Consider the following 25,040-nt stretch of genomic DNA (forward strand, 5'->3'; position numbering starts at 1 on the left):
TTGAGCCGCTCACAGCAGCAGATGCAACACCAGCCAACGCAATAACCGCCATGGCAATCAGAGACTTTTTCATGATCGTTCCTTTGAATAGCGAGTTCTCAGACAAGTGAAAGAGAGAGTGTGTGTGAGCAAAAGACCATTTGCAGACCTGCAAAAGGCCCCTGTTGACCGTCAACAAGTTCTGGAGTGCTTGGTTACTTTCCAAAACAGGTGTTCGGTAGGGGCAGTTTCAGAAAATGCCTGATAAATAGTAATACCCTATTTAAGAATAATTTCTTAACAAAAAAAATTCTTAATGAAAAATGATCTATTTACGGAATTTTGTGCATGGAGTGCTATTTAATTAATAGCGCAAATGGAAAAATTCTTACAGTGTTAAAAAGAGTAATCTATATTTCTTTCTATTTTTCCCATCTATTGTTTCAAGAACAAAGGGTTTACATCTATTCGCATGCATTTGCATAAACAAATACCAATTACTAGAGTTTTAATTTGTAAAAATATAAACTAAATTATTCTTTACTTACTTTTAGTAGATTTTGAATACGGCAGATTTTATTTTCGCGTGACTGCCAACCAATCTATCTACTTGCTGGGGTATCACATGTATCTAACCGACGCATCTATGGGTTCACGGTCTGACGTCGGCAGAACTGAAGGCACATCTATTGCTTTCGGTGGCATGTGGCCATCCGACATGAAAGGCCAGCAGAGCCAACCTGTGCGAGTCTTTCTGGTCGACGAAGACAGACACATCAGGAACGTGATCGCGCAGGAGCTCATGCGTGACCCGCGCACTCTTCTGGTAGGGCAGGCTTCCAGCTACAAAGAGGCTCGCAAGAACGTCTTTTCACAAGAGTTCGATGTACTCCTCATTGACCTTTCTACTGGCGAAGGTCAAGGAGCTGAGCTGCTGGAGTCGATCCAACTAAAAAGGCCTGACGTGCTATGCATCGCAATTTCTGCAAGTGAAAACGACGATGCAGCCATGGATGCTCTTAAGAGAGGCGCTGTTGGATACCTGGTGAAGAATTCATGGTTTGGAAGCTATTTGCAGGCTGTGCTGGAAGTAGCCAATGGTGGAGCTGCGATATCTCCCCGGGTGGCGAAGAAAATCATTCCCAAAATATTCAATGCAGCTATGCAGGGGGAAAACATCTCCACGCATAAAAAATTTGAGTCGCTGACTGAAAGAGAGATAGATATATTGAAATTGATATCTCAAGGAAAAAGTACTCAAGAGGTTGCCTCCTACCTGGAAATCAGCCCATTAACTGTGGCAACACATGTAAAAAATATTTACGGAAAAATGCAGGTCAGAACCAGAGCACAAGCTGTCAGATATGCGATGCTGACAGGAATCATTTGAACTCTATTTTTTGTCTGAATTTCAAGTTCGAGATAAATGGAATTTATCTTACAAATATTTTTTTGATTGAATATTTTTATTCATAAGGTTGCTGACGCTTTTTACCTGACTGCTTTCAATTGTGCAGCCCCTGTTTGGTAATGTTCAAAAGCCTTCGCAGCCTGGGTATGTGAAAGGCTTTAGGTGGTAGAGACCATGGTGCTTGGATACCACTCCGCAACCAGCATTGCTGCTTGTGCATGAGCCAATTGCCAGTGCTCATTTGACGTGCTGCCAGGGTAGTCTGGCAGTTCAATGTGCCGATCCGCAGCCCGGATAGCAAACCAGAACCTGCGACTCCAACCATCGTTAAGCGGTGGCCTATGAAGTGCCGGTGACGTAATCACGATCACCCTCTTACCGGCCGCCCTGGCGTAACCAATCTCAACCAAAGTCTCGTAGGCTTCTAGATCCTCAAGATAGGCCACAACTACATCAGCCCGAGAAATGCCTCGGAGCGCTCCACGGTATGCGGCGTTCTTTGCTCTATCAGGCGAGCACGCAGTCACTCCATGCGTGTACCCGTGGTCGCTGCCTCCGGCCTTCCAGGGGCCCGAGTACATGAACCTTGTGCGCGTTCCATAAAAGACCATTTCTTGCGGCGGCGCGATCAGTACGTCAGCTTCCGAGCTTTCCGTTCCTAAATCACCGAGGGCACTGGATTTGGAAACATCGAAGATTCCCCAGCAAGAAAAGTCCCCGCCTGACTTCTTGTTTTCTACAGGCTCTCCCATCCTGCCCGCCATGTAGACGAGGGGGAGTCCGAGATTGACTTGGCGAGCTGCTTTTCTAGCCTGTAACCAGTTTTCGATATCAGCCTCGAACCAGCCAATGCTTCTATTGCTCATCGGAGTTGGATGAGGAAACTTGTCCTGCCGCAAGAGCTTGTAGAGCATCGATTTTGATAGCGCTGTCCGAATCAACACCTCATCCATAGGGATGACATGTTTAGTGACATGTGACGCGCTCTCCCTAGACATATGTCCTCTTGAACTCGGATGTTAGGTGCATGCACAGCAGTTAATCTATGCAATAAATATTACCTCTTGATAGCCGTGATCAATGTAGGAGGCACTCTAACACGCAAGTAGATTAAGAACGATTTGCATTTTTGAAATTGCTTATTGATAAACGCCTCACCCCGAGGTGAGGCGTGGCACGATAACTCCTGGCTCAAGAGTGAGATAAGTTGAGTGGTTGAGCGCGCGAGGTTTTCTCGCTAGGAGAAAAGGATTTCAGATCAGTCCAAAGCGGTCACCTGCAAGAATGCCTCCAAGGACTGCTTCTGGCCGATAGCAGGCGTCGAGCAGTGATCTTCAGCTAGGCAGGATCCGGCTCAAACATCTCCACCGGCGCCAATTTAAGCAGCTGCCCCGCCTCCCATACTGTCCCGGCCAGCCACTGATCAATGTCGTGCATCTCAATCGGGATAACGCTGCTCTTGTCCCGCTGGTCAACGAAACTCGAAGTGTTCCCTGTGCAATTGCCAGCTAGCAGCTGGCAACGATTGCTTCAGTTCTTGCTCCAACTGCTTGCCCATGGAAGATGGGCCACAGAACCACACCTGCAATGGCTTGCCGGCCTGATAACGTTGAAGCACCTCTTTGGGCGTCCAGCGATGGCCATCGGCAAAAATATCCAGATGCACATCGGGATGAAACATCGCAGCCTCTTCCAGAGCTTGGGCAAGAGGATCGGCTACATGCTGACAGGCGTATTGCAGCCAGGCCTGTGGGGCATGGCCGTCATGGTGTAGTTGGCCTAGCCACGATAGAAAGGGGGTTGCGCCAACGCCGGCGCCAACCCATACGTGCACGGCACCATCGTCGTGATCCGGTGGCACAAAGCGGCCATAAGGACCGTCCAGCTCCACAACTATGCCGGGCTGCAGACGCTCGGGCAGGCTGCGAGTCCAATCGCCCAGTTGTTTGATGTGAAAGCGCACGACATGATCTTGCTGGTCCGCATCGGACAGCGTGAACGGGTGCGCCTCTTGCTCCCCTGCCAGGCGCAAAAAGGCGAATTGCCCCGCAGCATGGCCTGGCCAGGAATCATCCATACGGCATTGCACCTCCAGCACATCGCCGAGCTGCGTGCACGACAGTACGGTGCCCGCATGGGGATAGCGCGATCGCAGGTCACGCACCAGTTGGATCACGGCGGCAACGACGCCGAGGGCCATTGTCAACGCCAGCAGCCAGCCGCCCACTCCGCTCCAATAGCCAGGAGGAGTCAGCACAATGCCATGAAACACCAGTATCAGATATGCCAGAGGCATGAATCGATGAAACCAGTACCAGCGTTTGTAGGGAACTGCACGACGCGCAAGCGTAACAACCAGCATCAGTATCAATGCATAGAAGGTCCATTCGCCTAAGGTTTTGGCGTAAGGCTTGAGGATGCTGACCCACTCTGGCACCGGCACCTTCGCCAATCTGCCCGAGGTTCCAATCACTGTGGCGACCATTGACTTGGATTCCTTGGCGAGCCAGTGCCCCAGACTCAGAAGAATGGCAATGATGCCCAGCCACTTGTGCAATCGGTAGGCCTTATCCATGCCGCCCAAAGGCGACTCTAGCCAACATGGGCGCAATGCCAAGACCATGATCGCAGTCATGGCCCCCAAAGCCAGAATACCGGTCAGAAGCATGCCTTCTTGGCGCAGCACCCACAAAAAATCTCCCGGAGGGGATGGCGACAGCCAAAAAGCCTCGACGGCCCAGATCACAAAGAAAGAAAAGAGAACAAGAAAAATAGAGCGGCGCATGAGAGCTCTCCAATTCGCTCGAATCCTGCAGCGACTGGATAAATAAGCCGGTATGGGCTTAATGCATACATAAATGGCTACATCGACTCCATAACGGCAGACCAGAAGTTCTGCTTTGCGGTTCAAGCTGTTTCTAGATTGATGTCAATGAAGCTAACCTAACTTCAGGATTAGCTACTTGCCATAGGTCAAGCTCAAACTCAACGGCGAGCCTTGCGGCGCTCCAGTTCACCCGTATAGGCGTTCACATACAGCGCCATGTCCTGCACATTGGAATTCCAGACCTTGGATTTGTATCGGCTATCACTCCATCGGATCCCGCGAATTTGATCGTATCCGGTCGCATGTAACTTGTCATATATCTCTCGCACACTCAGCACAATGGCCAAGGAAGTGGAAGCAGGAGAAGTAGCCTGCACGGAAGCCCTCGCAGTAGGCTCCAGTCTCTGTGCAATGGCCCATCCTGATGATCTGAAAGCGATCACCAACAAAGAAAGCTGCACGCACATTCGACGTAAGATCACGTTCATGAAATAACTCCTGAATGAATGCAAAAGACATAGAAGAATCTTGCTTGCTTTCATTCTTTGAAAGATCATGTGAAGCCAGCATGAATTCGCCATTCATCTAAGGTTCATCTGCTTTAGGAGCTACGGCATTTCACCTTTGGCAAACCCAACCAGCTATGAGGCATCCACATTGAAATAGCTCCCAACACTACGGGCGTGATGATTGCGGTCGATGGGACGGAAATGCCTCTGGTGGAAGGCTACTGAACAAGGGCTGGGTCTTGGTCGCGCCTCTGCTACATTCCCCTTCACAGGAGGAATGAGAGGATGAAAGCTATTCAGGGCGCCGCAGCTCTGCTGGTCGCATTACTCGGTGGACCACATTTGTATGCGCAGCAGATCACTGGGAATGAGCTGCATCAATGGCTCTCTGAAACACAAAAATCTCAAGCGGATACAGCGTCAGACCACCAACAGGTCAATATTGCTCGCGGGTATGCATTAGGAGTTGCCGAGACCCTGGTGTCATCCAAAGTCATTTGCATACCAGACGGCATCACACGCGACCAAATCTTGGACATCATTCCTATGATGCTTTACACCCAGCCGCAGCTTAGGCACATGAATGCCAACTCACTGGTCTCAAGAGCGTTGCAAGATGTCTTCCCCTGCAAGCCCAAATAGATGGCAACTGCTCTACTGCACTCCTTGTTTTGCTCATTGGGTTTCCTTGGATTGGGGAATCACTGGCCAGGCTGCGCGGCAGGTTGCTGCATCAGTTGCGTGGCCATCAGCTCGGATTGCCAGCGCCGTGTATCGCTGACTGCACTGTCCGAATACGCGGCTGAGGGTTGAGGCGTACTCGATGAGGGCGGCGGGGGAAGCGTCGGCAAGTCGCTGTTCGGCATCGGACAGTTGCTTGCGCAGGCCGTCACGCTCACGGCGAGCGCGATCAGCAGCAGCCTGCAAAGCGGCCTGCTTCTGGATGACGTCATTCAGGGCTCCTTGGTATTTTTCGTTAACCGTGCGTTCCACGGCCAGCACGCGCCGGCCTGCGGCCGTGCGTTCATCAGCGATTTGCTCGCGGTATTGGCTGGCCTGCAGGCGCTCGTCGGCCAGCTCTGCCCCAATGCGTGCGGCCTGGAAATACCAGGCCAGTGCCGCGCCGGCAGCAGCGGCCGCCAGGGATGTGTAGATGGTCAGCCGCGCCATGCCAGCCCCCACTCGCTGAGCTCGGCATTCGCATCGCCGCGGATCTTCAAGCCGGGCAACATCATGGACACGCCATTGACGACCAAGCCAGCCCCAAAAGAAAAGGCCAGCGCAAGGCTGGCCAGGGCTGTTTGCAGTTTCGTGCTCATGACTGTGACTCCATGCATGCGTTGTGGCGTTCCCGCTGGCGAGTCCAGACGCCGGCGCAGATCCTGTTGCCCGGCGTGCTGCAGTCAAAGCGCCAGCGCGTGGCCTGACCAGCCTTGTCCCACTGATAGGCCGCCCAGCCCGGGCCCTCGCGGCGGCCGCTGGTCATGAACTTGTAGCCCAGGTATGCGCGGCAGGCGCCCGGGTAGTCGCTCGCCTTGGTCTTGGCCAGCATACTGGAGCCGCGCCAGGCGCCGCAGCCGTACTGCCCAGCGAAGTCCGCGGCATTGTCGAACTCGGTTTGATTCACCAGCGTCTGGCCGAGGCTGTCCCGCACGCATTGCGCGTAAGTACGATCGAGCTCACCCAGCGCCAGCTCAACCGCCCGCTTGCGCGTGATCGGAGGATCAGCCAAGGTCACGCGCCGGCCATCTTCATAGCGCGTTGATCCGTGGCCGATGGTGGGCACATCGCCTTGCGTTGGAACATAAGGGTGTAGCAGAACCTCGCCGGACTGGCTGACGCTCTTTGGGCCATCGCCCTCAGATGCGATCCATGCCGCCCCTGCGGCCGCAGAAAGAGAAAGGGCCGCTGCTGCGACCCTAGTTTTACTGATCATCATGCTGTTGCCCCTCCTGGCTCTTGATGCGCGCCGGATCCCGCCACCATTTGTCGCGCACCAAAAAATAGAGCTGAGCCAGCGTGTAGACCAGAATTGCTATGGTCAGCCAGCGCTCAAGCGTGACCTCGGCCACGGCCCCCGCCATTGTCAGCAGCGTGATCTTGACCGCTGCCACCTTGGTTTCGTTGTCGTTCATAACCCTCCCAGGCATGAAAAAAACCCGCCGAAGCGGGTTGTTTACACATCAGCTCAGAGCTATTCCGCGCGAAAGCATCTGATTACGAGCTGCTGCATAGAGAGCAGTCCGCTCAACGGCATTGGCAGCACGGCCGTTGATCACGCCAGCGAGCGCAATACGCCCAGTGAGCTTGTTAGCGTTGGTGCTGCCCTGTGCGCCTATCTTGGTCGTGATGCCTGCAGTATTCGGGTGCAGCTCGAAGCCTGCACTGATGTTTTTCGAGAACGCGTAATTGATCTGCGGCACGTCCAGCGTGTAGCGCGTGGAATCAAACGTAGCGCACATGAACACGTAGCGGCCGGCGATCGATGCCAGCGGGATATCCGTTGAGTTATCCGCAGCAGCAGCCCCTGTCGATGTATTGCGCAATCCGCAAATCGCGCGCAGCTGACCAGTGTTGGACAAATACAGCTGGCTGCACGGCTGATATGCAGAAAGCAGCATGTGATAGTTCGTAGTGATCGATCCATCAAGCTTTGCAACGAGAAACAACGTCATCGTCGGGCTTGCGACGATTCCAGTGTCGGCACTTTGCGCCGCGAAAATACCGCCCTCAGCGTCGATAGTGCCTGCGAAGCCGGTCGCCGTATGCCCGTTGCCAGTGGCATCGGGGATGCCCCCAGACTCAAGGCGATCAAAGCGATATAACGCCGTGAGATCCGGCACCGCGTACTCAAAATCAGGCACAACGCGTGGACGACCTTGGCCACTCCAGTCCTGGCCTTTGATGCGAATAATTTGGCTCATGCTTTACACCTCAATGGTTCGTTCATCCGTAATGCACCAGTTGTAGAGCTGGTACGGTTTTCCGCTTGCGTCGGTAAATGTTGAGACTTCGTTGTCGGAGTCCCTCAGCAAGCAGCGGGCCCCGGTCAGAGGACCGGCATTGCCGTAGCTTGTGTATGCGGTGCGAACAACAGGTGATGCGCTCAAGGCTCTGCCCAGCTTTATCGTCACCTCATCCGTGCCCGTAATCTCCACACTGGTGATCGGAACAGCACCGGATGCATCTGCAACCTCGAACCCCTTATTCCCAGGATCGGTCACGATCTCCGTATCCCATGCCAAAGGCGGGCGCGGCACGTCGAAGCGGACAATGACCGTGGTGGAGTCCGCGGCCTTGGCGCTGCGGGTTTGCAGGGGTCGCCACTCTTCGCCCTCAAGGTAGACCCGACGACATACCTTGCCCATCTGCTCTCCAAGCCAGCGGTTGCTGTGCGCACTCAGGTGGGTGTGATCAGTGACTGCCAGCATGTAGATCGGCGTGGCAAGGAAGATGTCGCGCTGCTCACGCGCTGCATCACGCTGAGCCAACGCCACGATGGGCGTGTTGTGCTGATAGCGATGGTTGGTCTGATAGGTCAGGAAGGGAAAGCGCACAGGCTTGCCCAAGGCGGCTTGAGCCTGGGCTTTGTGATCAGCATAGAGCTGCACCAAATGAGCCTTGTATGTCTCCGCCGGCATGCGGTCGCGCTCATCAGCCTCACCCTGAATCCAGATCATCCCGCCAAAGGCGTATTCCAGGCCTTCGAGGTCAGCGAACCCTTTCGCAGCCGTCATCGCACTGCCGGCGGCAATGAACGAAGCTGACCCCGCGTTGAGTGCAGTGATTGAGGCGCCCGCTACGCCGTGGATCGACACAGCCACCGAAGGATCAACATCCAAAGGATCAAAACGCGTGAACCTTCCGAGCAACGCATCCTTGATGTGGCCGGCTAGGCCAGATGCGGGAGACTCGGCATTCATTCCATTGACAGTCTCAACAAGCGGTTGCAGACCTGTGAACGCCGAGCTGCGCACGTCTGCCGCAAGTTTTCTGCTGCGCCAAGCATCTGCAGTGGTGATCACTTCCTGGCTGTTGTAACCCAGGGCCAGTGACTGCCCTCTGATGATGAGATGCGTCAAAGCAGCAACCCATTGGCCGGCGCCTACTGCAGACAGCTTGGGATAGACCATCGCCCCTGCTGTATCCCACGCCGCGCACAGGTACCCCAACTCATCGCAGATCACAAGCGAGTAGTCATCTGCCAGTGTCTGCGCAAACATCTGCGCGTCACCGAGATCAAGATCTGCGAACAGCTTGCCGGAGCGCCGGATACCAATACCGACGTTCCCGACTGCATCAGTGACGATAGGCGTGATGTCGTCACCCGGCTGAGTTTCGTAGTTGCCCGTTCCGCGCAGAACATCATTACGCGCAGGGAGCGCCACCGCACGATCCACTGCGAGTGAAGCAGGGAAAGTGGCCAGCCATGTACTGACCGCAGCACTTACCCGGCGATATAAGTGCGCTGCGGCATCACCAGTTCCAGAGACTTTGAAGGTTTCGCCGTCTGCAACAGCCGCCCGGCCGGCGGCCTCCGTGGCGTAGTAATCGTTCTGGATCAGTTGGCCATCTTTCGCAGCTTGGGCCAGCTCTGCCAATATCTGATTGGCGATATCGACCGTTTCTTGATTTGTTGCGTCGCTCATTGGCGGGCCCCTTCATTAATTTGCTTGGCCAGTTGCGCCTGGGTCCTCAGCACGGCAAAAAACGTCGCGTTGTCCATGCGACCTCCTTCAGGACACGAAAAAGCCGCCTCAAGGGCGGCTGGGTTGGTTTGATATGGTCTACGGTGCCGGCGTCGGGGCTGGCGGAGGTGGTGGAGGTGGTGGAGGTGCCACGTAATCCACCGGCAATCCGGTGATCTGGCTGATCCAGTCTGAGCCATCGCTCACGCAAACAGCGGGCCTGTCCTCTAGGTCCAGTGGCACCAGGATGGCCTTGCGCTTGTTGTCACCACCGGCGGGCGGCAGGTTGTCAATGGCGTACGCCGGCAGGCCGACTACACCGGTAAAAACCGGGTTCTCCTTGTTGGCATAGCCAGAGACCGCGTTGCTCACATCGTCCCCTGTCGCAAATGACGTTTCCGTCACCGTGACGGCACCGGCCAGCCACTGCCCGGACTGCTGACCGGTGCTGGCCCGCCAGTCCACCTGCACGACGTAGACACCCTTTTGCAGCACCGTGATGACTTGGTCAGTGGCATTGCCTGGAGCGCTAGGCATGCTGACCCAGGCGCTGCTATCCGCCGTGCGCACCTGGATGAGCAAGGCCCCGCCATTGGTCACACGCAGATCCACGCTGGGATCGACGTGCACCCCGATTCGCCCGGGCGCCGGGTTGGTGAGCACCAGGCCCATGGGCGGGTTCACCTTGTAGGTGGGGTCAGGCTGCACGCCAGGTGCCGGCGGTTGCGTGTTGCTGACGCCAGGGTAGAAGCGCGGCTCATCCTGCTCAAGCGAGAGTTCCACAGCTGCGGAGCCATGGTCATAGGAGCGTTTGATCACCCTGAAAGTCGCATTGCTCAAAGCCAGCAGTGCGTTGTTGACAATCACCCGGTCGCCAACCCGTGCACGCAAGCAGGCCAACGTGCCGCGCCAGACAATCTTCTTGGCTCGGCTTTTTTCCATGCTGATGCTGCCCAGCGTGCGGGCGCGCCAGCCCTGGTCCGTGAACGGCAACCGGATCTGCCCCCAGACCTCGCCGCCGTCATCCTCGACGTACTGGGCGTTCTGCAGCGGCTCGAAGTCCACCGCCTGATTGAACTGGGCCGGGTCAATGAACTGGCCTTTGACACCGTTCCAGGCCTCAGACCGACTGGGCGCGGGGACCATGTTGATGGAGCCCGCAGCCTGGTCATCACCCAGCACCAGCACAGGCGACACATAGACGCCTGCATGGACACCCCAGGTGCCGCCCGGGATGGCATAGCCAGCCATGGCGCCGCACAGATCTTCGAGCACGTTGTCCGGATCCGTGCCGGACTGCCAGGCACCATTGCAGGTGTAGCGCTTTGCTGTGCCCGTGCCGCCAGGCACCGCAACCAACTCGTCACAAGCGTTGGCCGCGGCCACCACACCCTCCACCTGCTCGGGGAACACGCCCTTGCCATAGTCGCCGGCGCGCAGAAAGTCATAGACGCACAGGGCCGGGTTATCGCTCCAGGCGGTGGCGCTGCTGCGCGGGTCCAAGACCTTCTTGCCACGGATGCGCGCCGTGAGCTGTGGCAGACCGCTTTGCAGCTCCTGGTTATTCAGGTCCAGCGTGATCACGCTGTAGCAGATGCCGCGCAACCGATCCGTTGCTGTCCAGGCGCCAGTCAGCCCGGATGAGTCAGCAATGAGCTGTCCATCCGCAATCTGGTCTGCGGCGCCCAGGTGATGACGCACGCGCACATAGCTGGTGGTGGTCTCGCGGCTGTACTGGATGCTCACGGACTGGCCAGCCCACACATCCATGGCGTCGGGATTGAGCTGCACCACCAGGCCTGTCTGGGTGTATTGCGATTCCCAAAGCTGCATCGCCTCATCGCCACCGCCTTTAGTGATCGACACCAGTCGCTGGGTGTCCGCAGGCAGGTTCAGCACCCCAGATAGACTGAATGCGCCAGTGGCGCCTACCGTGCTGGTGCTGGTGCTCGCCCACTTCGATGCGGTGGCATTGCCACTCCCATCTAGCTGCAGCGACTCGCCAGCGATCAACACATCCTCGACGGCATCGCATTCATGCCCGGCCCAGGCAATCACCAAGTCCTTGATCTGATCCTTGTCCCCACGGGTGAACATGGCAACGACCGAGCCGCCCACCGTGGCACGGCCGTAGATGTGCCGCACTTCAGGCGATGCCTCGGCCACGGTCGTGTTGCGATCGGTCAGGCTGGCGTTGTAGGCGTCACGCTGCCGGCGCGCCTCGCGCTTTGCCTTCTGGCGTTGGTATAGGCCAGACCCAAGCATGACCCCCACTCCAATCCACATTGCGGTCGAGGCGGCAATCAGTCCGGCGGTCACAGCCACATTGGCACCGATCACTGCCACAGCCGCAATAGCCGGCGGCATGGCATGAGCAGACGACCACATTCCTGCCAGCATCAGCGCTGCAGCGATTTTCTTCAGCCCACGCGCCATGCCTGCACCCCGTTTTCCAGCCCAAAAAACAAAAGGCCCGAATCGCTCGGGCCCGCCAGTTGATTGCCAAGGCATAGGGCCAAGGCATCCGTTCCATCTCTTCGGTGCAGCACCAGATCGCCACGCTGCGCATACAGCGGCGCGACCGGCTCCAAGCCCAAGGCCGCGACAGCATCAGGCAAGCCGCCCAGTCGGGCGATGACCCGCACTGCCTCACCACGGCTGGCCCACTGGCTGCGCAAATCGGCTACCGGGTCTATCCCTGTCATGGCGGCAATGCCGTCGGCAGCAAACAGCACGCAGTCGTTGGCACCCCATGTGAATGGCTCTGCCAGGCGCTGGCCCACGAGATCGGACAAGCGCAGTTCCCAGTCGGGCAAGCGCTTCATACCTGCTGAAACTTCTTGGTCAGCCATGTTTGCGGCCCTCCAGCCAACTTAGCCATGCGACTGAGCCCGGTGTCACCGGGGTATCTCTTGCTTTGCTGCTGATTCGTCAGCCGCTGACTCATCGCGTTGCGGCTGTCCTTGCCGGGCTGCTCGCATCGCATGGTCAGCGCGCCCTTGTCCTCGCCGCCATCACCCGTGCTCATCTGCACCTGATCCATCACCCCCACATACAGCAGCTGCGGGTCGTCCACCAGTCGGAACTCATCGTCCATGATGGCCATGTAAAGCCTGAACAAGCGGCCGCGATAAGTCTTCTCGCTGCCCACGGCCAGAGACAGGATGCAAGAATCAGGCAATGCCAGAGACACATCGATAGCGGGATACTCGATGTTCTCGGCCTGCTGCACCCCGCTGATGCCCATCACCCCGGGAAGGTAGGCCCATTCATATCCAAGGGCCTGCAGGCTTCCCTCCCAGGTGCTCAGGCGCATGGTGCCTGTGGTGAACTGCATATCTGCCAGCAGCGCCACAGCCGTTGCCGGCCGCTGCGCCTGCAGCAGCTGGTTAGGTGTAAGCATTCAGATCTTCCTCAAAGGTGAGCGTCTGCCCCTTGACGGCCATCCCCTCCTGCCGAACCTTGGGGCTGACCTTGAGCTTGAACAGGCCTGTGACATTGCGCACCACCACCGGTGCGCCATCTGCAGGGCTGCGGCGGATGGGCGGCTCAATCCAGAGCTGCGCCTTGCCGTCCGCGTCCGGCGTGGCGGCCTCCAGCAGCATGTGCATGCCGTCGCCGTAGCTGATCCAGTGCCCGGACCGCAGCGTCAGCCCAGGCGGCCAATTGCGCGTCGCCAGAGTGGATCCAGTTTGTCCAGCGCCATCGACCTGCACGCCGTACTCATCCCAGACGCTGACGGAATCCGCAGGCACATAGGCCGGCGGAAGCGCGCCCGCCTGCATGGCCAGGATGGGGCGGCGCATCTTGAGGTGGATCAGGCCATGGGCCGGCAGCAGCGCATAGGCCTGGGCCAACACATCGCCGGCTTGGCCGCCAAAGGTCAGCCAGCACCGCCAGCGACCGCCCGCTGCGGTGGCCCCACAGGCATTGACCGGGCCGTACTGACTGACCACCGCGCCGGTCAGGGCATCAAAGACAACGCCTAGGGGAGCCGCCACACCCGCACCAGCGACCGACAAAGCCACATGTGCCGACACCGTGGCCGAAGCCTCCACCACCGCCACATACGGAACACCAGCCCGCAAAGCAGCTGTGGCGTTCTGAAAATAGTCCGTGGTCTGCCGAACCTCCACCTCCTCGCCAGCAATGGCCACCGGCGCAGGACCGATGCGCCCCCAGCGCGTCCACTGGCTGGACCATGGGAGCATCTGCACCTCCTTGGCGCCACCGCCCGGCACCACGCTGACGCGCCCGGTGCGGCGCATATCACCGATGCGAAGCAGATTGAGACCGCCCCGCAACTGGCGCAATGCAGCTTCAATCTGGGGCAGCATCGACGCCGGGGCGTCCGTCAGATCCATTGAAAAAGCCCACCGAGGTGGGCCAATCAATTTATCGTAAGACGCGCCGCTGAATGCACTCACCGAGCCCGTCATGGGTTGCAAAAGCTCCCACTCCTGAGAGCTAGGCCGCATTCGCAGCTGCTTTGGCCAATCAATGATGCGTTGGGTCATACCATGTTCCGAGACATTTTGTAGAGCAGCTCCTGCTGTGCCTGATCGCTGGCGGTCTTCATTCCCTTGAACACCAATGCCTCCACCTCAGCCCGATCCGTCCGGCTATCGATGTGGATCCTGGGCTGCAGGATCATCTGAACGCCACCCAGGCCAGAAGGCCCGCTGAGCGCAGCCGCAGGCGCACCGCCCACCAGTCCACCCTCGGCATAGCCATTCATGCGATTGAGCAAGCCCAGGCCAATGCGCCTGGTGCTCTCTGCGTTGATGACGTACTCACCGCGGTGCACCACGCCGGCAGGCTCATACTTGCCACCGTCTCCGGTGTAGCCGCCAGATGAAAGACTGAGGCCGGGCAATGCAGAACCAACCACGCTACCCCACCCGGAAACCCCAGAGGTCACAGCTCCAGAGGCTTGGATCCCCGCAGCAGACCAGCCGCCACCCAGCAGGCCACCCACAGAACCCAGCAGGTTGCCAAACAGCCCAGACATCTGGGCGCGAATCTGAATCCGCAGAAGGTCGGCAATGATCGAATTGGCCAGATTCTTGAAGTCCAGCTTCCCGGTCATTGCGAAGCTGACCAGAGCATCCTCCATGCCCTTGAAGGCATTGGTGAAAGCATCCGCAGTCTGCTGCGCCACATTGCCGGCTTGGTCTGCGTAGTTCTGCATTGCAAAACTCGCACCCAACTCCCATCGGCTCTGCATCGCATCCAGCTCCGTGTAAGTGGCCTGCGCAATGCGAATGCGCTCATTCTTCTCAACCTCCAGATAAGCCAGGCGCTGATCAATCTGATCCTGCTGCTCCTTCGAGAGATTGGCAGTGAACATGCGTCGGTCGCGCAGATTGCGCTCCTCTGCCAAGTAGCTGTCCTCGATCCCCCACAGGTTTTCCGCGCGCTGTCGGCCCTTGCTGCCCATCCAGGCCGAGTCGACAGTGCGCTGCTGCTGAATCCGCATCTGCTCCATAGCACGCTGGTGCGACTCAGCCAAGGCCTCGAAGGCCATCCGCTGGCGATCCAACGCCAACTTCTCTTCATGAGACAAGGCCTTGAGCTTCTCACTCTTCTCCAGCTGCTTATCAACCAGCTTGGACTTGGCGTCCTCAATTTGCTTTTTGACGGCCAAGGCATCGATGCCTTTGGCCTTCTCTTGCTGCAGGCGGGCAATCTGCTCCTGCAGGGCGGCTTCCTCCACCTTGCTGGACTCCTCAATCAGGGAGCGTCTCTGGCTGTAGTAGCTCTGGTCATCAATCAGGCCGGACTGGCGCAGACGGTCAAGATCCTTTTGCTTTCCATCGATGATGCGCACTTCCTCGCGGGCAGCATTCTGGATCTCGGAGAGGTCAAGGCGACGGGAAGCAGGCGCCGTGCTGCCTCCCTTCTGCTCCTTCTCCTCATACTTCTTATTGATGCCGGCAACGAGCAAGTCATACTGCTTCTGAGCATCTGCGCTGGTCTTTGCTGCCTCTCCGTATTTCTTCTCAGCGGCAGCCAGCTCAAGGCGCTTCTGCGTCTGCTTGTCATAGTGCTTGCTGGCTTCTGCACTCAGATTGATAAGTGCCCGCTCACGTTCACGAGAGCCTTGTACATAGGTATTGGCCGACTCGGAGAGACCCAACATCTCGCGCGCCTTGTCGAGCCTATTCTGACGAGTCTTGAGGCCCTTGGCATAGCTGCCAGTGCTCTCGGTCACAGAGTTGGTCGGGCCTCGCTCCTGGTAGTCATTGACCTCCTTCTGCAGTCGCTCCACCACAGCATGCATGCCCTCCTGTCGGCCGAGCGACTTGATCATGTCGATCACTTCGGCGCCCACATTCCGAATGGCAATCCATCCCTTCTCCACCAGGCCCAAATTGGCGGTGATCGTGCTGGTAGCGCCGGCAATGGCCGAATCGTAGGCGTCCTGGGCCACGCGGGCTGCATCCGTCTCACGCCCCACTTCCTGCAACGACTTGATCTGCTCAAAGGTTGCCGACGTCAGGAAGTCCATTTGCTTGTTCAGATCAAGCACGGCCTTGACGGGATCTTCACCCAACTTCTTGAAGTCCTTGGCCACCTCCTCCACGGATTGCCCGGTGGCACGCTCCCATTCAATCGCTGTCGTGGTGTAGCGCTGCAGGCGTTCAGCACCAACGCCAGCATTCGCTGCAAATGTGACCAGGGCCTCGGCCGCTTTGGCCTGGGTAATACCTGCCACGTTATCCATGGCGGCCGACATGTCCACCAGTTGCTGGACGCTGGTGCCGGCCTGGTTACCAGTCTTTTGCAGAACGACCAGGAATGCATGGGCCTCTTTGGCGCCTGAGTACAGGCCGTAAGCCAGTACGCCAGCTGCTGCTGCCGCAAGCGTGAACGGGTTCACCATCCCCAGCACATAGCCGCCCAGTGCCTTGGCGGCCTCACCCGCCCCACCAAACATGGACATCAGCTGAGAGCCCTGCTGCAGGAATACCGTCATGGCGTTCTGCCCGCCCTGCAGCGACACGATGATGTCTTGGAACTGCGCAGGAACACCACGCATCGCAGCAGAGTGAGCGCGCTCACTCATGACATATTGGCCGGACTGGCTCAGGCGCTTTTGCGCAGCCTCTGCCTGGCGCAACTGGTCGATATAGGGCTTGAGCACGTCACCCGAGATACCGCGCTGCTTGGCCAGAATCTCGTAGTACTCCGAGCCGGCCTTGCCACCCGACTGCATGGCCACCGTGGCGCGCTGGATGCTGCCGACCATGTTTTTCTCGGCCCGAGACATGGCGACTGCAGCCTGCTGCGGCTGTGTCTCCAGGGGCTTGAGACCCTGTGCAGCCTTTTGGCCTGCAGCCTCCACGCCTGCGGCCATGCCCTTGGCTGCCGCCACAGCGTCAACGGCACCCTCGCGCACACCCGTGGCGTCCAGCGAGGCCTCAATCTGGACTTTACGGCGGTCGGTATCGCTCATTTTTCAGCCTCGGCATAGATTTCTTGAAGTGCGGCAGCCTCCATGACCCGCACCTCGGCACGCAGCCGGTCGTGGTCTTCATGGGGGATTTCGCGCGCGCGGAGTTCGTCGGCCAGCACGCTGTAGTCAAGGCCCACCACCCCGCCTGCGCCGACGCGCCACTGCGTCTGCAGGGCCTCGAACAGACTCCAGGCGGTCCAGTTTTCGGGCCAGACCTCGACGCGGAACATGTCGGCGTACTGGCTCACAGGCAGCCCCCAGTCCTTGAGGTACTGGGCATCCGGGAGCTGCGTGTACCGGGCGCGCACTGCCGCAATCAGTTTCCCAGGCGGCCCTCGATGCAGAGCCGGCGATAGGTATCCATCACTGCCTGGACTGCGGCAGGCAGCTCAGTCGCCAACTGGATGCAGTTGTCCAGGGTGAAAGGTACATCCAGCCCCCAATCCTGCAGACAGCCATGGATGTACTGCCCGTTGAGCTGCACCACTCCGCGCTGCTGCTGCGTGGATGGCTGGCCGACAGTGGCATCAAAAGCGGGAGGTTCAACCGCGAAGATGCCATCCAGAAAAGCGCCAAACTCCACGCGGTCGCGGTAGCGGAATGTCACGGGCAGCAGCCCCTCCGTCCCATCCAGCATGGAGATCTTGAGAGAGTGGACAATGCCCTTGGGCCGTTGGCCCAGCACGATCTGGCGTGCAATCTGTTCGCTCATGATCAAGCAGCCTTAGGCAGGTTGGTCGGTGCGCCACGCAGCAGCACCGTGGACTTAGTGGTCTGCTCGTTGCCTTTTTCTGTGCTGGGCACATCGTCGTAGGCCAGCTCGCCCACGTAGTAGCTAGCAGAGCCGTCCTTGAACTGCAAACGGTGCACAGACTCCAGGCCATCGGAGGCCTGCAGTGCAGCGCGGGCCACACCATCTTGCTTCCAGCTGATGGTGTATTCCAGGCGGCGCGCGTTGCGGCCCAGGCCGAACTCCTGGTCATCAGGGACGTCCAGGTAAGAGCTGGTGCCGGTCTTGATATCGCCGCCGGTCAGCCCAAAAGTAGGCAAATAAGGCAAGCGCTGCCATTCGTCAGCCACCAGTGGAATCAGCGCTACCGTGCCGCCCGGAGGAAATTTGGAGAGATCGAGGGTGTCGACGCCGTCCAGTGTGACGCTATCGGCCGTCACGGCTTTGGCCCGGGCGACGCGCCCTTCCAGCTCGGGATAGTCTTCGCTGGTAATGACCACCACAGCGTTGACCGTCAAGGTGTTGGCCACCTCCACCACCGCGTGCGCGGCATTGGACATTTCACCGGCAGCCAAGGCCGTCAGAGCGGCGGTGTACAGATAGAGTTTTGCCCCGTCGGGCAGAGGAACTTTGCGCATGGTTGTGCCCCTTTCAGGCAAAGAAAAACCCGCCAGGTTTCCCGTGGCGGGTATGGAGCCCTTACGGGCAAAAAGAAAACCGCCCGAGGGCGGTCGTATATCGAATCTCAGGGGCTTACGCCCCACTTTTCCCGGAAATCACGCTCCATCTTTTCGCAAGCCCCAGCAATAAACCGTGCACCACCGCTGGTGTTTGACTTTCGGGACTGCTCACTCCAACACAAGTCTATTGCTGCACGCTCATTTCCACGCTCACGACCATCAGGTGTGCCGCTGATATACGCGCCAAAAGCAAGCAAGGCCAAGAAGCCGACAACGGGAACTCCAATAATCCACTTCCAAATGCCACGCTTTTTAGGCTGCGATGCTACCGATTCTCTTGGTGATTGGGCACTGCTCCGAAGCGGAGCACCACAATGCGGGCAACTAAACGCCTTATCGCTAATTTCTTTCCCGCACTCTGAACACGCAATCAAAGCCATGCCCTCTCCTATTCAAATAGGAGGGGATGCTATCAAACCCAGACTTGGCCCTTGTTCAGCCGCCCGCTTCAGCGGGCGTTACCAATTCGACCACCGGAGCCCTGCCATCGATTGAGATAGTGCACAGCAGTCTGGAGCTGACCAAGAGCCTCATCCACTTCAGTCCACCCACTTACAAGCAGGTCGTGTAGCGTTTGAGCCGCATCGTGCAAGTCGTAGCGAGCCGGGCCGGCGGGCAGGTTGTCACTCCAGTTCCTGATGTCTGTTGCGATGCTTTTGGCAACTTCGATAGTGCGACCATTGGCGGGGTGAGGATTGGCCGGGTTGTAGCGATACATTCCGATGGCCGGCGGACTGACACGCAGTTTTAATCGCGGTAGCTGGTCAACTCGCTCATCGACCACCTCCCAGTCAGCCGTATGTCGCGCGATGATCGAAACCGCTTCGCTGAATTCGTGGCGCGGAATTTCCCGATATCCCACCTTGAAGTGAGCCTTGAGTTTGCTCCAGCCTTGCATCATCAATGCGCCTTGCTTTGCTTTTGGCTGACGCTCAACTGCGGACTTGAGCATCAAGCGCAGGGTTTCAGCTTCTTCAGCGGTCAGTGAGTCGCCGGGGTTGACTGCAAATGCTTGGCGCGGGTTGATCGCAATGCCCTCATTCCAGTAGCTCCACAACACGTCATCGCACTCGTTCTGGTACCGAATGACGCGGGCACGGACTTCAGGGCTCTTAACCTTGCCAGGCTCGATAGTTGTGAGCCATGCAGCCGTCTTCCGAATCGGCAGGCAAGTCATAGCTTGATCGCCACCTGCGGAAGGTATTGTCAAGTTGACAATACCCCAGCGCGACTCGTTAGTAGCCACCTTTCGAAACTGGCTACCCCAATCCAAACCCATCGCCAGAACAATGGGTTTCATAGGTGTATACGGCTGGCCGTTGTGCTCCACAACATACAGCTCTGCCCCGTGGAACGGAACAGTGATTGCGCGATTGACGTTGATTTCTGTAGAATCCAGCATGTTGAATCCTTCTGTCAGAGGTTGGGTTTGTACATTCGACGCCTCGGTTGCTGCAACTTCCGGGGCGTTTCCTTTTTCAGGCCTGCTTTTCATGCTGGGCCTCACTTCTCTCCTTTGCCTCTTGAACAACTTTGTTCACTATCCAATTGGCGGAGCGCTCTTGATCTACTGCTGCTTGATGCAGCCACGCGTGTAGCTCGGGCTTGAGTCGTACCTGTACAGGTTTTGGCGCGTATTCAACGTGCTTCGTATTCATGATCACCTTTCTGCAATTTCTATGCACCATCTGTGCACACCACAATTCTAAGCACGGTGAATAGAACTTTGCAAGTACTTTTCATGGCACAGTGCATAGATGGCGAGAACAGATCCAACCATTTACATGCGCATACCGCAAGAGTTGAAAGATGCTCTGGATGCGGCAGCCGCCGAAAACAAGCGCTCCCTGACCGCCGAGGTTGTTGCGCGCCTAACAGCTAGTCTTGACCCTCAGAACGACCCCTCCGCTCTTCAACAGAAGATGTTGGAGATGGAGGGCGATGCTGCACTAGCGGTCCTGCAAGCAAGCAAGACAAAGTCGGACCTCTTGGCGGCGCAATTACTCGTCATTCAGATGGCGAAAATGTGCCCGCAGGAACTAATAGCCAAAGACTCCAGCACCAGCCAACTCATTCAAGAGATCCTTGATAGGGAAGGCGAAATCATGCAAGAGACGATCACAAACATGATTGATGGTCTGCTGGGCGTAAAAAATGCCATGAACAAGCGCATCGAAAGTGGCCAGCTAAAAGTAGTGCCTCACAGCGATGAGCCAACTGCGTTTTCCGAGGTTATTGATCGCATCAAGGATTTGCGGAGCAGCACCCAGGAGCTAAACGAGCTCGTGACGAAGTCTAAGCCGCGTTCAAAAAAAACCTCGTCACATTAATTCATGCACATGTCTGAGCCTGCACGGTCTTTTGCAGCAAAAGGTATGAGCTAAGCACGATCTTCTCCATGAGCTGCAATGGATTCAATCATCAGCCGGGTTGCACCTGCGGTTTCCGCGGCGGGTGGGGTGGCTATCGATCTTTCGATCCTTTGCAGCGGCGCTTTGACAATGAGCCAAGGCCGCGTCAGCTTGGTTTCCAGCAAGGAACCGCGCAACCTTTGTCCGGTGGCTTCACAAGGCCTGGAGCAAAATGCCCGGTCTGTGGCGATACCGTGTACTTTTATCAATCGCCATACGGCGGACGCGTCTTCTTCGACGATCTAGGACCTCCCTGGCCGAAACACCCCTGCACCGATAACATCACAGCTTCAAGCAAGGCTAAGGCTGCTTCACATACCAGTTGGCACTTGAACCAATGGCAGCCTCTCACCCATGCGTCAACAGCAGAAATTTCTCCCGTCCGCGGTATCTATCGAATTTCAGGTCGCATCTCTGATCGCGACCACTCATTCTTCTTTAGAGCGTATGACATCGTCATGGCGGAGATCGTCAGAATCCAAAAAATTGGCCGAGGTAAATTCGCGCTATCAGTTCTAGATTTCAACACTGTTGATCAAACTTGGTGCGTCTGGGATGGCTTCGCCTGGACAGATTCAGAGGCGCCAGGCTATGGCGAACCGTTGATCAAAACATCCTCTTGGAAGTCATTCAGCCCAGCAGCTAAAGCTGTTCAACCGAAAGCTCACCAGCAATTCAGCGAAGATATGCACCCATGCCCGCACTGCGGCGACTTGGTGCGTTTTAAGAACCTGACCAGACATATCGCTAGGGTCCACTTGCGCACATCAGCCAAATACCCGACATCCTGGGATCTCAGGAAGTAGAGAGATCGACCACTCGCGTCGTCTAGAACGACTCCGGCATTGCACTTTTGGCACTCAGAACGACACGTCGAAATCCTGATCACCACTAAATAAGTTCATGTCATGGTCGTAGTCATCGCGCAAGCCCCCGCTGGGACGGATCAATAACTCTGGATGCGACCGTAACGTACTCACGAGCTGCGGCATCAGCCGCTTCGGCTCAAGGATGTCAGCGCTGAAGATGCGCACCTGTACAAAAGCAGTTTCGACCTGGGCGTCTTCGTTGTCCATGTAATCACTGCTGTTGCCGCCAACGCGCTGCCATATCACGTAAGGAGTCTGCGCATTGGCCGGCGCCACGGTGCCAAAGCAATTTGGGATCACGGCCGCAATGGCTGCATGCAGAGCTTCATCCATCACTTCACCCTTTCCAATGCTTGCCAAAGCACATCAGCAGAGGCCAGCACTGCTGCAGGCTCCGCGCGCAGCGAGCCGCGCATGAAGGCCTTGCCCGGTATGTAGACCGGCCCACCCGGGCGGGGAAGGTAATAGGCATCCTTCTCCGCCTGGCTGGCCCGGCGCCGCGGCTTCTTCTTGCCGGCGCTCTCCGGCCGTGCCAGCGTCACCCAGCCCTTTCGGGTCATTACCACCTGGTAGCGCTGCCAAAAGCCGTTCTCCAGCAGATGGCCGTGCGGCGCAGTCTTTGCGTTCCAGCTGATGTGATACTCGGCAATTCCCTGACCGCTGTTCTCAGGTGAGAAGGCCTGATAGATAGCCTTGTCCAGGTTCCCCGAGAGCTTCTTGATCCTGGCGACGTTGGCCTTCGCTGTGTCGTAGAACACCTGGGCGGCTGCCTGTGCCGCCGGCCGGGCCGCTTCCTCAGCTGCGTCTCCCAGATCATCAAACAGCGACTCAACCCCCGAAAGATCGATAGAGGCAATGAGTGCATTGCTCCCCCTAGCCATTGGTCACCTCACACACCAGATCCACATACTCGCGGCGCTGCCGCTCTGGCAAAACGGCCTTGATGCTGTATTCCACGCCTGCACAGACAACACGCATGTCAGCCTTGATGTCAGTGCGCCATCGAATTCGGATACTGACTTGAGCTTTGCTGGCCACCTGCCCTGCACGCACGGTTTCGCTGCCCGAGGCAAAGCGAATGTTTGCCCAGGCCTTTGCAACCTCTTCCCAGTTGTTCGATAGCTGGCCAAGCCCGCCGCCAGGCAAGCGGCGCTGGATGTGGATGCGGTCTCGAAGACTTCCTGCGTCCATGGTCAGAACCCCGGTTGCATGTTGATGCTGGACAAAAGAGCGGCGCTGATGTGCGGAGGCGCTTTCGCCCCTTCGCGCTGCCCCATCAACTCACGATTGGCGTAGAGCCAGGCGACAACCAGCAGCATCCAGGCGCGCACGCCTGCGTGCGTCGTGATGTCGATACCTGCTGTGTATGTGATCTGCGCAGCCTTGCCGACAAACCCCGATGCCTGAACCAAAGTGCGCCGGCCACTCTGCGCAACGACAAAAGGCACAGCGTCGCCGCTGACAGTGACACCCTCCACCTCAATCACGCCGCCGCGGGCAAGCACCGAATGGCCGGCGTCACTGGCCTGCTCGATATAGCGCCCCTTGCGGATGGCTGAGCCACTGACCTCCTCGGCCAGCGCGCGTGCGGCCGGGATAAGGACGCCTTCAAGGTAGGCATCCTCTTCCGCACCATCCACTCGGCATTGCAGCTTCACCTCGGCTAGTGTCAAAGGCTCATCGCCAAGGTACTGGGCAATCATGCCTTGGCACTCTTGGGTGCTTTGCCTGCTGGCTTGGACTGCGACTCGGAGGCCTGGGGCGCTTGCTGCGCGTCCTCCGCAGGAGGCTGCTCGGGTGCCAGCTCCTGCAATTTCTCCTCAGCAGCGCCAACTTGGGTAGGTTGGACACCATCCAGCTCTTGCTCAACTTCGTCTGCATCAGGCTCGGCATCAGACTTGGCCACACCCAGATCCTTAAGATGCTTGGCCGCGGCCGCATCAAAGCCAGCGCGGTCGCCCTTGGCGTAAGCCCCGAAGGGCTTGGTGAACAGTACGACTACTTTTTCCATGACTCACTCCTTGAACGCCCCGGCCAGCGGCCAGAGCAGGTCAAAACAAGGCGGGCTTAGCCGAAGCTGGAGCCCCACTGCACGTCCTTGAGCACCACGATGGATTCGACGTGGCGGGGGCCAAAGTCGTGCTTGGCAATCACACGAATCAGGGTCTGGTCGCGCTGGAAGGCGGAGATCACATTGCCTTGGCCATCCTTGTAGGTGGCCTCCTTGGAGTAGTCGATCACCAGACCTTCGTCTTCACCGATGAAGCAATCACCGAAGTCGGCCAAGTACAGCTCCGAGCCGTTGGAATCTGCCCCTACAGTCAGGTTGGCAGGAATCTGCGTGGTGAATGCAACGGCATAGCCCTTGAGGAAGCCGTTGTCCAGCTCCGGGTAGGCCTTGTTGCCGTTGCCATCGCGGATGGAGGCCAGGAAGCGGAAGGTGCGAGGGTTCATGACCCAACCGACGCTGGTCATGTTGGCGTTGGCGTTCTCCAGGCGGAACAGTGCCTTGTTCAGGTCAGAGTCCACCTCTGCAAGCGTCGGCGTGGCCGAAGTCGGCGCGAACACATTGGCAGCCAATGCCCAGTGGCGCAGGCCCTTGGGCGTGTTGGAGGTACCGTCATCGCGCAGAAAGGCCTTGTCTTCGCGAGCCGCAAGCGCGCTAGTCAGGTCGCCCACCACGATGGCGTCCACATTCGGATTGGCCGAAGAGTTGGCCAACAGGTCATTGCTGATAGGCACCAGGGCTGCCAGCTTCTTGCCCGACAGCTTCAGGTCGTCGAACTCGCCCTGGGTTGCCGGCACATCGGAATCAGAGCCGATATAGCCAACCACAGCACCACCCTTGAGGCGGGGGATGGTCATATTGCCGTTATTCAGGGGCAAGGGACGCGCGCCCAGCTTGCGCACCGTGGACTTGGGGCGCAGCAGCTCGATCACCTCGCTGGACAGATTGGTAGGCACCAGCACACCACCGGCAGACGACGTCAGCGTATTCAGCGAAGCGGCAATATGCTCGCCGTAGCCGCGCTCAATGGCAAGTTGCGCTGCGGCCTGGCGATTGCCTTGGGCAGCGGCCAGCGCCACCACCATCTTCGCCATGCCGGTGCCAGGCGCCTCAGGTTGCTTGGGCTGGGCAGGCACGGTCTTGGTTGCAGTCACATCCGCGGCGGCAGAGACAGGCACAGCGGCCGCCGCATTCATGCGCTCGGCAGACTCCAGGCGCGCGATCTGGCCGGACATGGCCTCGAATTGCGCCTGCAACTCGCCAAACTCTGCCTGCTGCTCGGCAGTCAGAGAGCCGTTTTCGGCCTCCAGCTTGGCCAGGGCTTGCACGCGGTCGTTGATCTTGGCGCGCTCGCTACGGATTTCATGGATTTTGGACATAACGTCTCTTTCAATAGAAAAACCCGCTCA

General features: G+C 57.8%; 30 protein-coding genes. 4 read left to right on the forward strand and 26 right to left on the reverse strand.

Annotated features, from left to right (window positions below; genetic code table 11):
- Positions 1 to 604 precede the first annotated feature (604 nt).
- Positions 605 to 1,369 carry a LuxR C-terminal-related transcriptional regulator gene (locus JAO85_RS20715; RefSeq protein WP_370552215.1) on the forward strand — a complete coding sequence of 255 codons (765 nt, stop codon included), beginning with the start codon at positions 605 to 607 and terminating at the stop codon, positions 1,367 to 1,369.
- A 179-nt stretch (positions 1,370 to 1,548) separates the two neighbouring features.
- Here the strand turns inward: JAO85_RS20715 and JAO85_RS20720 are convergent, their stop codons facing one another.
- The 3 genes from JAO85_RS20720 to JAO85_RS20730 form a co-directional block, all read right to left on the reverse strand.
- Complete coding sequence (locus tag JAO85_RS20720; RefSeq protein ID WP_237734935.1) at positions 1,549 to 2,343, reverse strand: AlpA family phage regulatory protein; 795 nt, start codon at positions 2,341 to 2,343, stop codon at positions 1,549 to 1,551.
- Between the two features lie 518 nt (positions 2,344 to 2,861).
- Positions 2,862 to 4,175, reverse strand: a complete 1,314-nt coding sequence (locus tag JAO85_RS20725; protein WP_202788920.1) for a ferric reductase-like transmembrane domain-containing protein — start codon at positions 4,173 to 4,175, stop codon at positions 2,862 to 2,864.
- A 200-nt stretch (positions 4,176 to 4,375) separates the two neighbouring features.
- A complete protein-coding gene (locus tag JAO85_RS20730; protein WP_202788921.1) occupies positions 4,376 to 4,705 on the reverse strand; it encodes a PepSY domain-containing protein in 330 nt (109 codons plus the stop codon).
- Positions 4,706 to 5,011: 306 nt separating this feature from the next.
- Here JAO85_RS20730 and JAO85_RS20735 point away from each other — a divergent pair, with 306 nt between their 5' ends.
- Positions 5,012 to 5,368: a Rap1a/Tai family immunity protein gene (locus JAO85_RS20735; protein ID WP_202788922.1), complete on the forward strand. Its 357-nt coding sequence runs from the start codon at positions 5,012 to 5,014 to the stop codon at positions 5,366 to 5,368.
- Positions 5,369 to 5,401: 33 nt separating this feature from the next.
- Here the strand turns inward: JAO85_RS20735 and JAO85_RS20740 are convergent, their stop codons facing one another.
- From JAO85_RS20740 to JAO85_RS20820, 17 genes are all read right to left on the reverse strand, one after another.
- Positions 5,402 to 5,896, reverse strand: a complete 495-nt coding sequence (locus tag JAO85_RS20740; protein ID WP_202788923.1) for a hypothetical protein — start codon at positions 5,894 to 5,896, stop codon at positions 5,402 to 5,404.
- Positions 5,884 to 6,045: a hypothetical protein gene (locus JAO85_RS20745; protein ID WP_202788924.1), complete on the reverse strand. Its 162-nt coding sequence runs from the start codon at positions 6,043 to 6,045 to the stop codon at positions 5,884 to 5,886. Before JAO85_RS20745 ends, JAO85_RS20740 begins: the two co-directional genes overlap by 13 nt.
- A complete protein-coding gene (locus JAO85_RS20750; protein WP_370552216.1) occupies positions 6,042 to 6,659 on the reverse strand; it encodes a lysozyme in 618 nt (205 codons plus the stop codon). Before JAO85_RS20750 ends, JAO85_RS20745 begins: the two co-directional genes overlap by 4 nt.
- The gene (locus tag JAO85_RS20755) at positions 6,652 to 6,861 is read right to left on the reverse strand and encodes a hypothetical protein (protein ID WP_202788926.1); all 210 of its coding nucleotides are present in this window, start codon (positions 6,859 to 6,861) and stop codon (positions 6,652 to 6,654) included. Before JAO85_RS20755 ends, JAO85_RS20750 begins: the two co-directional genes overlap by 8 nt.
- 48 nt (positions 6,862 to 6,909) lie before the next feature.
- Complete coding sequence (locus tag JAO85_RS20760) at positions 6,910 to 7,650, reverse strand: hypothetical protein (protein WP_202788927.1); 741 nt, start codon at positions 7,648 to 7,650, stop codon at positions 6,910 to 6,912.
- 3 nt (positions 7,651 to 7,653) lie between these two features.
- The gene (locus JAO85_RS20765) at positions 7,654 to 9,375 is read right to left on the reverse strand and encodes a sialate O-acetylesterase (protein WP_202788928.1); all 1,722 of its coding nucleotides are present in this window, start codon (positions 9,373 to 9,375) and stop codon (positions 7,654 to 7,656) included.
- A gap of 138 nt (positions 9,376 to 9,513) precedes the next feature.
- Positions 9,514 to 11,850: a hypothetical protein gene (locus JAO85_RS20770; protein WP_202788929.1), complete on the reverse strand. Its 2,337-nt coding sequence runs from the start codon at positions 11,848 to 11,850 to the stop codon at positions 9,514 to 9,516.
- Positions 11,835 to 12,239, reverse strand: coding sequence for a hypothetical protein (locus tag JAO85_RS20775; RefSeq protein WP_202788930.1), 405 nt, complete (start codon positions 12,237 to 12,239; stop codon positions 11,835 to 11,837). The genes JAO85_RS20770 and JAO85_RS20775 overlap by 16 nt, the downstream gene beginning before the upstream one ends.
- Positions 12,236 to 12,817 (reverse strand): hypothetical protein, encoded by a 582-nt coding sequence (locus JAO85_RS20780; protein ID WP_202788931.1) that lies wholly within the window; start codon positions 12,815 to 12,817, stop codon positions 12,236 to 12,238. Before JAO85_RS20780 ends, JAO85_RS20775 begins: the two co-directional genes overlap by 4 nt.
- Positions 12,804 to 13,778 (reverse strand): hypothetical protein, encoded by a 975-nt coding sequence (locus JAO85_RS20785; RefSeq protein ID WP_202788932.1) that lies wholly within the window; start codon positions 13,776 to 13,778, stop codon positions 12,804 to 12,806. The genes JAO85_RS20780 and JAO85_RS20785 overlap by 14 nt, the downstream gene beginning before the upstream one ends.
- Positions 13,779 to 13,927: 149 nt before the next feature.
- Positions 13,928 to 16,873: a phage tail tape measure protein gene (locus JAO85_RS20790; protein ID WP_202788933.1), complete on the reverse strand. Its 2,946-nt coding sequence runs from the start codon at positions 16,871 to 16,873 to the stop codon at positions 13,928 to 13,930.
- A complete protein-coding gene (locus JAO85_RS20795) occupies positions 16,870 to 17,181 on the reverse strand; it encodes a DUF1799 domain-containing protein (protein WP_202788934.1) in 312 nt (103 codons plus the stop codon). The genes JAO85_RS20790 and JAO85_RS20795 overlap by 4 nt, the downstream gene beginning before the upstream one ends.
- Positions 17,182 to 17,189: 8 nt before the next feature.
- A complete protein-coding gene (locus JAO85_RS20800) occupies positions 17,190 to 17,585 on the reverse strand; it encodes a phage tail assembly chaperone (RefSeq protein ID WP_202788935.1) in 396 nt (131 codons plus the stop codon).
- A 2-nt stretch (positions 17,586 to 17,587) separates the two neighbouring features.
- A complete protein-coding gene (locus JAO85_RS20805) occupies positions 17,588 to 18,241 on the reverse strand; it encodes a phage tail tube protein (protein ID WP_202788936.1) in 654 nt (217 codons plus the stop codon).
- Positions 18,242 to 18,348: 107 nt separating this feature from the next.
- Positions 18,349 to 18,723, reverse strand: coding sequence for a zinc-ribbon domain-containing protein (locus tag JAO85_RS20810; RefSeq protein WP_202788937.1), 375 nt, complete (start codon positions 18,721 to 18,723; stop codon positions 18,349 to 18,351).
- Positions 18,724 to 18,791: 68 nt separating this feature from the next.
- A complete protein-coding gene (locus JAO85_RS20815) occupies positions 18,792 to 19,838 on the reverse strand; it encodes a phage antirepressor N-terminal domain-containing protein (protein ID WP_202788938.1) in 1,047 nt (348 codons plus the stop codon).
- Positions 19,822 to 20,001 carry a hypothetical protein gene (locus JAO85_RS20820; protein WP_202788939.1) on the reverse strand — a complete coding sequence of 60 codons (180 nt, stop codon included), beginning with the start codon at positions 19,999 to 20,001 and terminating at the stop codon, positions 19,822 to 19,824. The genes JAO85_RS20815 and JAO85_RS20820 overlap by 17 nt, the downstream gene beginning before the upstream one ends.
- Before the next feature lie 99 nt (positions 20,002 to 20,100).
- Here JAO85_RS20820 and JAO85_RS25665 point away from each other — a divergent pair, with 99 nt between their 5' ends.
- Entirely contained in the window at positions 20,101 to 20,673 is a 573-nt protein-coding gene (locus JAO85_RS25665; protein ID WP_237734936.1) for an Arc family DNA-binding protein, read from the forward strand.
- A gap of 68 nt (positions 20,674 to 20,741) precedes the next feature.
- Positions 20,742 to 21,560 carry a hypothetical protein gene (locus JAO85_RS20830; RefSeq protein WP_202788940.1) on the forward strand — a complete coding sequence of 273 codons (819 nt, stop codon included), beginning with the start codon at positions 20,742 to 20,744 and terminating at the stop codon, positions 21,558 to 21,560.
- Between the two features lie 54 nt (positions 21,561 to 21,614).
- Here the strand turns inward: JAO85_RS20830 and JAO85_RS20835 are convergent, their stop codons facing one another.
- Genes JAO85_RS20835 through JAO85_RS20860 form a run of 6 tightly spaced genes read right to left on the reverse strand, consistent with a single transcriptional unit; the run spans position 21,615 to position 25,010 of the window.
- Positions 21,615 to 21,956: a DUF3168 domain-containing protein gene (locus JAO85_RS20835; protein ID WP_202788941.1), complete on the reverse strand. Its 342-nt coding sequence runs from the start codon at positions 21,954 to 21,956 to the stop codon at positions 21,615 to 21,617.
- Positions 21,956 to 22,504 (reverse strand): HK97 gp10 family phage protein, encoded by a 549-nt coding sequence (locus tag JAO85_RS20840; RefSeq protein ID WP_202788942.1) that lies wholly within the window; start codon positions 22,502 to 22,504, stop codon positions 21,956 to 21,958. Before JAO85_RS20840 ends, JAO85_RS20835 begins: the two co-directional genes overlap by 1 nt.
- Positions 22,497 to 22,814: a phage head closure protein gene (locus tag JAO85_RS20845; protein ID WP_237734937.1), complete on the reverse strand. Its 318-nt coding sequence runs from the start codon at positions 22,812 to 22,814 to the stop codon at positions 22,497 to 22,499. The genes JAO85_RS20840 and JAO85_RS20845 overlap by 8 nt, the downstream gene beginning before the upstream one ends.
- A 2-nt stretch (positions 22,815 to 22,816) precedes the next feature.
- Entirely contained in the window at positions 22,817 to 23,326 is a 510-nt protein-coding gene (locus JAO85_RS20850) for a head-tail connector protein (protein ID WP_202788943.1), read from the reverse strand.
- Positions 23,323 to 23,634 (reverse strand): hypothetical protein, encoded by a 312-nt coding sequence (locus tag JAO85_RS20855; protein WP_202788944.1) that lies wholly within the window; start codon positions 23,632 to 23,634, stop codon positions 23,323 to 23,325. Before JAO85_RS20855 ends, JAO85_RS20850 begins: the two co-directional genes overlap by 4 nt.
- Positions 23,635 to 23,690: 56 nt before the next feature.
- The gene (locus JAO85_RS20860) at positions 23,691 to 25,010 is read right to left on the reverse strand and encodes a phage major capsid protein (protein WP_202788945.1); all 1,320 of its coding nucleotides are present in this window, start codon (positions 25,008 to 25,010) and stop codon (positions 23,691 to 23,693) included.
- Positions 25,011 to 25,040: the final 30 nt, after the last annotated feature.

This window comes from Comamonas sp. NyZ500 (assembly GCF_016772095.1).
Classification (GTDB): domain Bacteria; phylum Pseudomonadota; class Gammaproteobacteria; order Burkholderiales; family Burkholderiaceae_C; genus Comamonas; species Comamonas thiooxydans.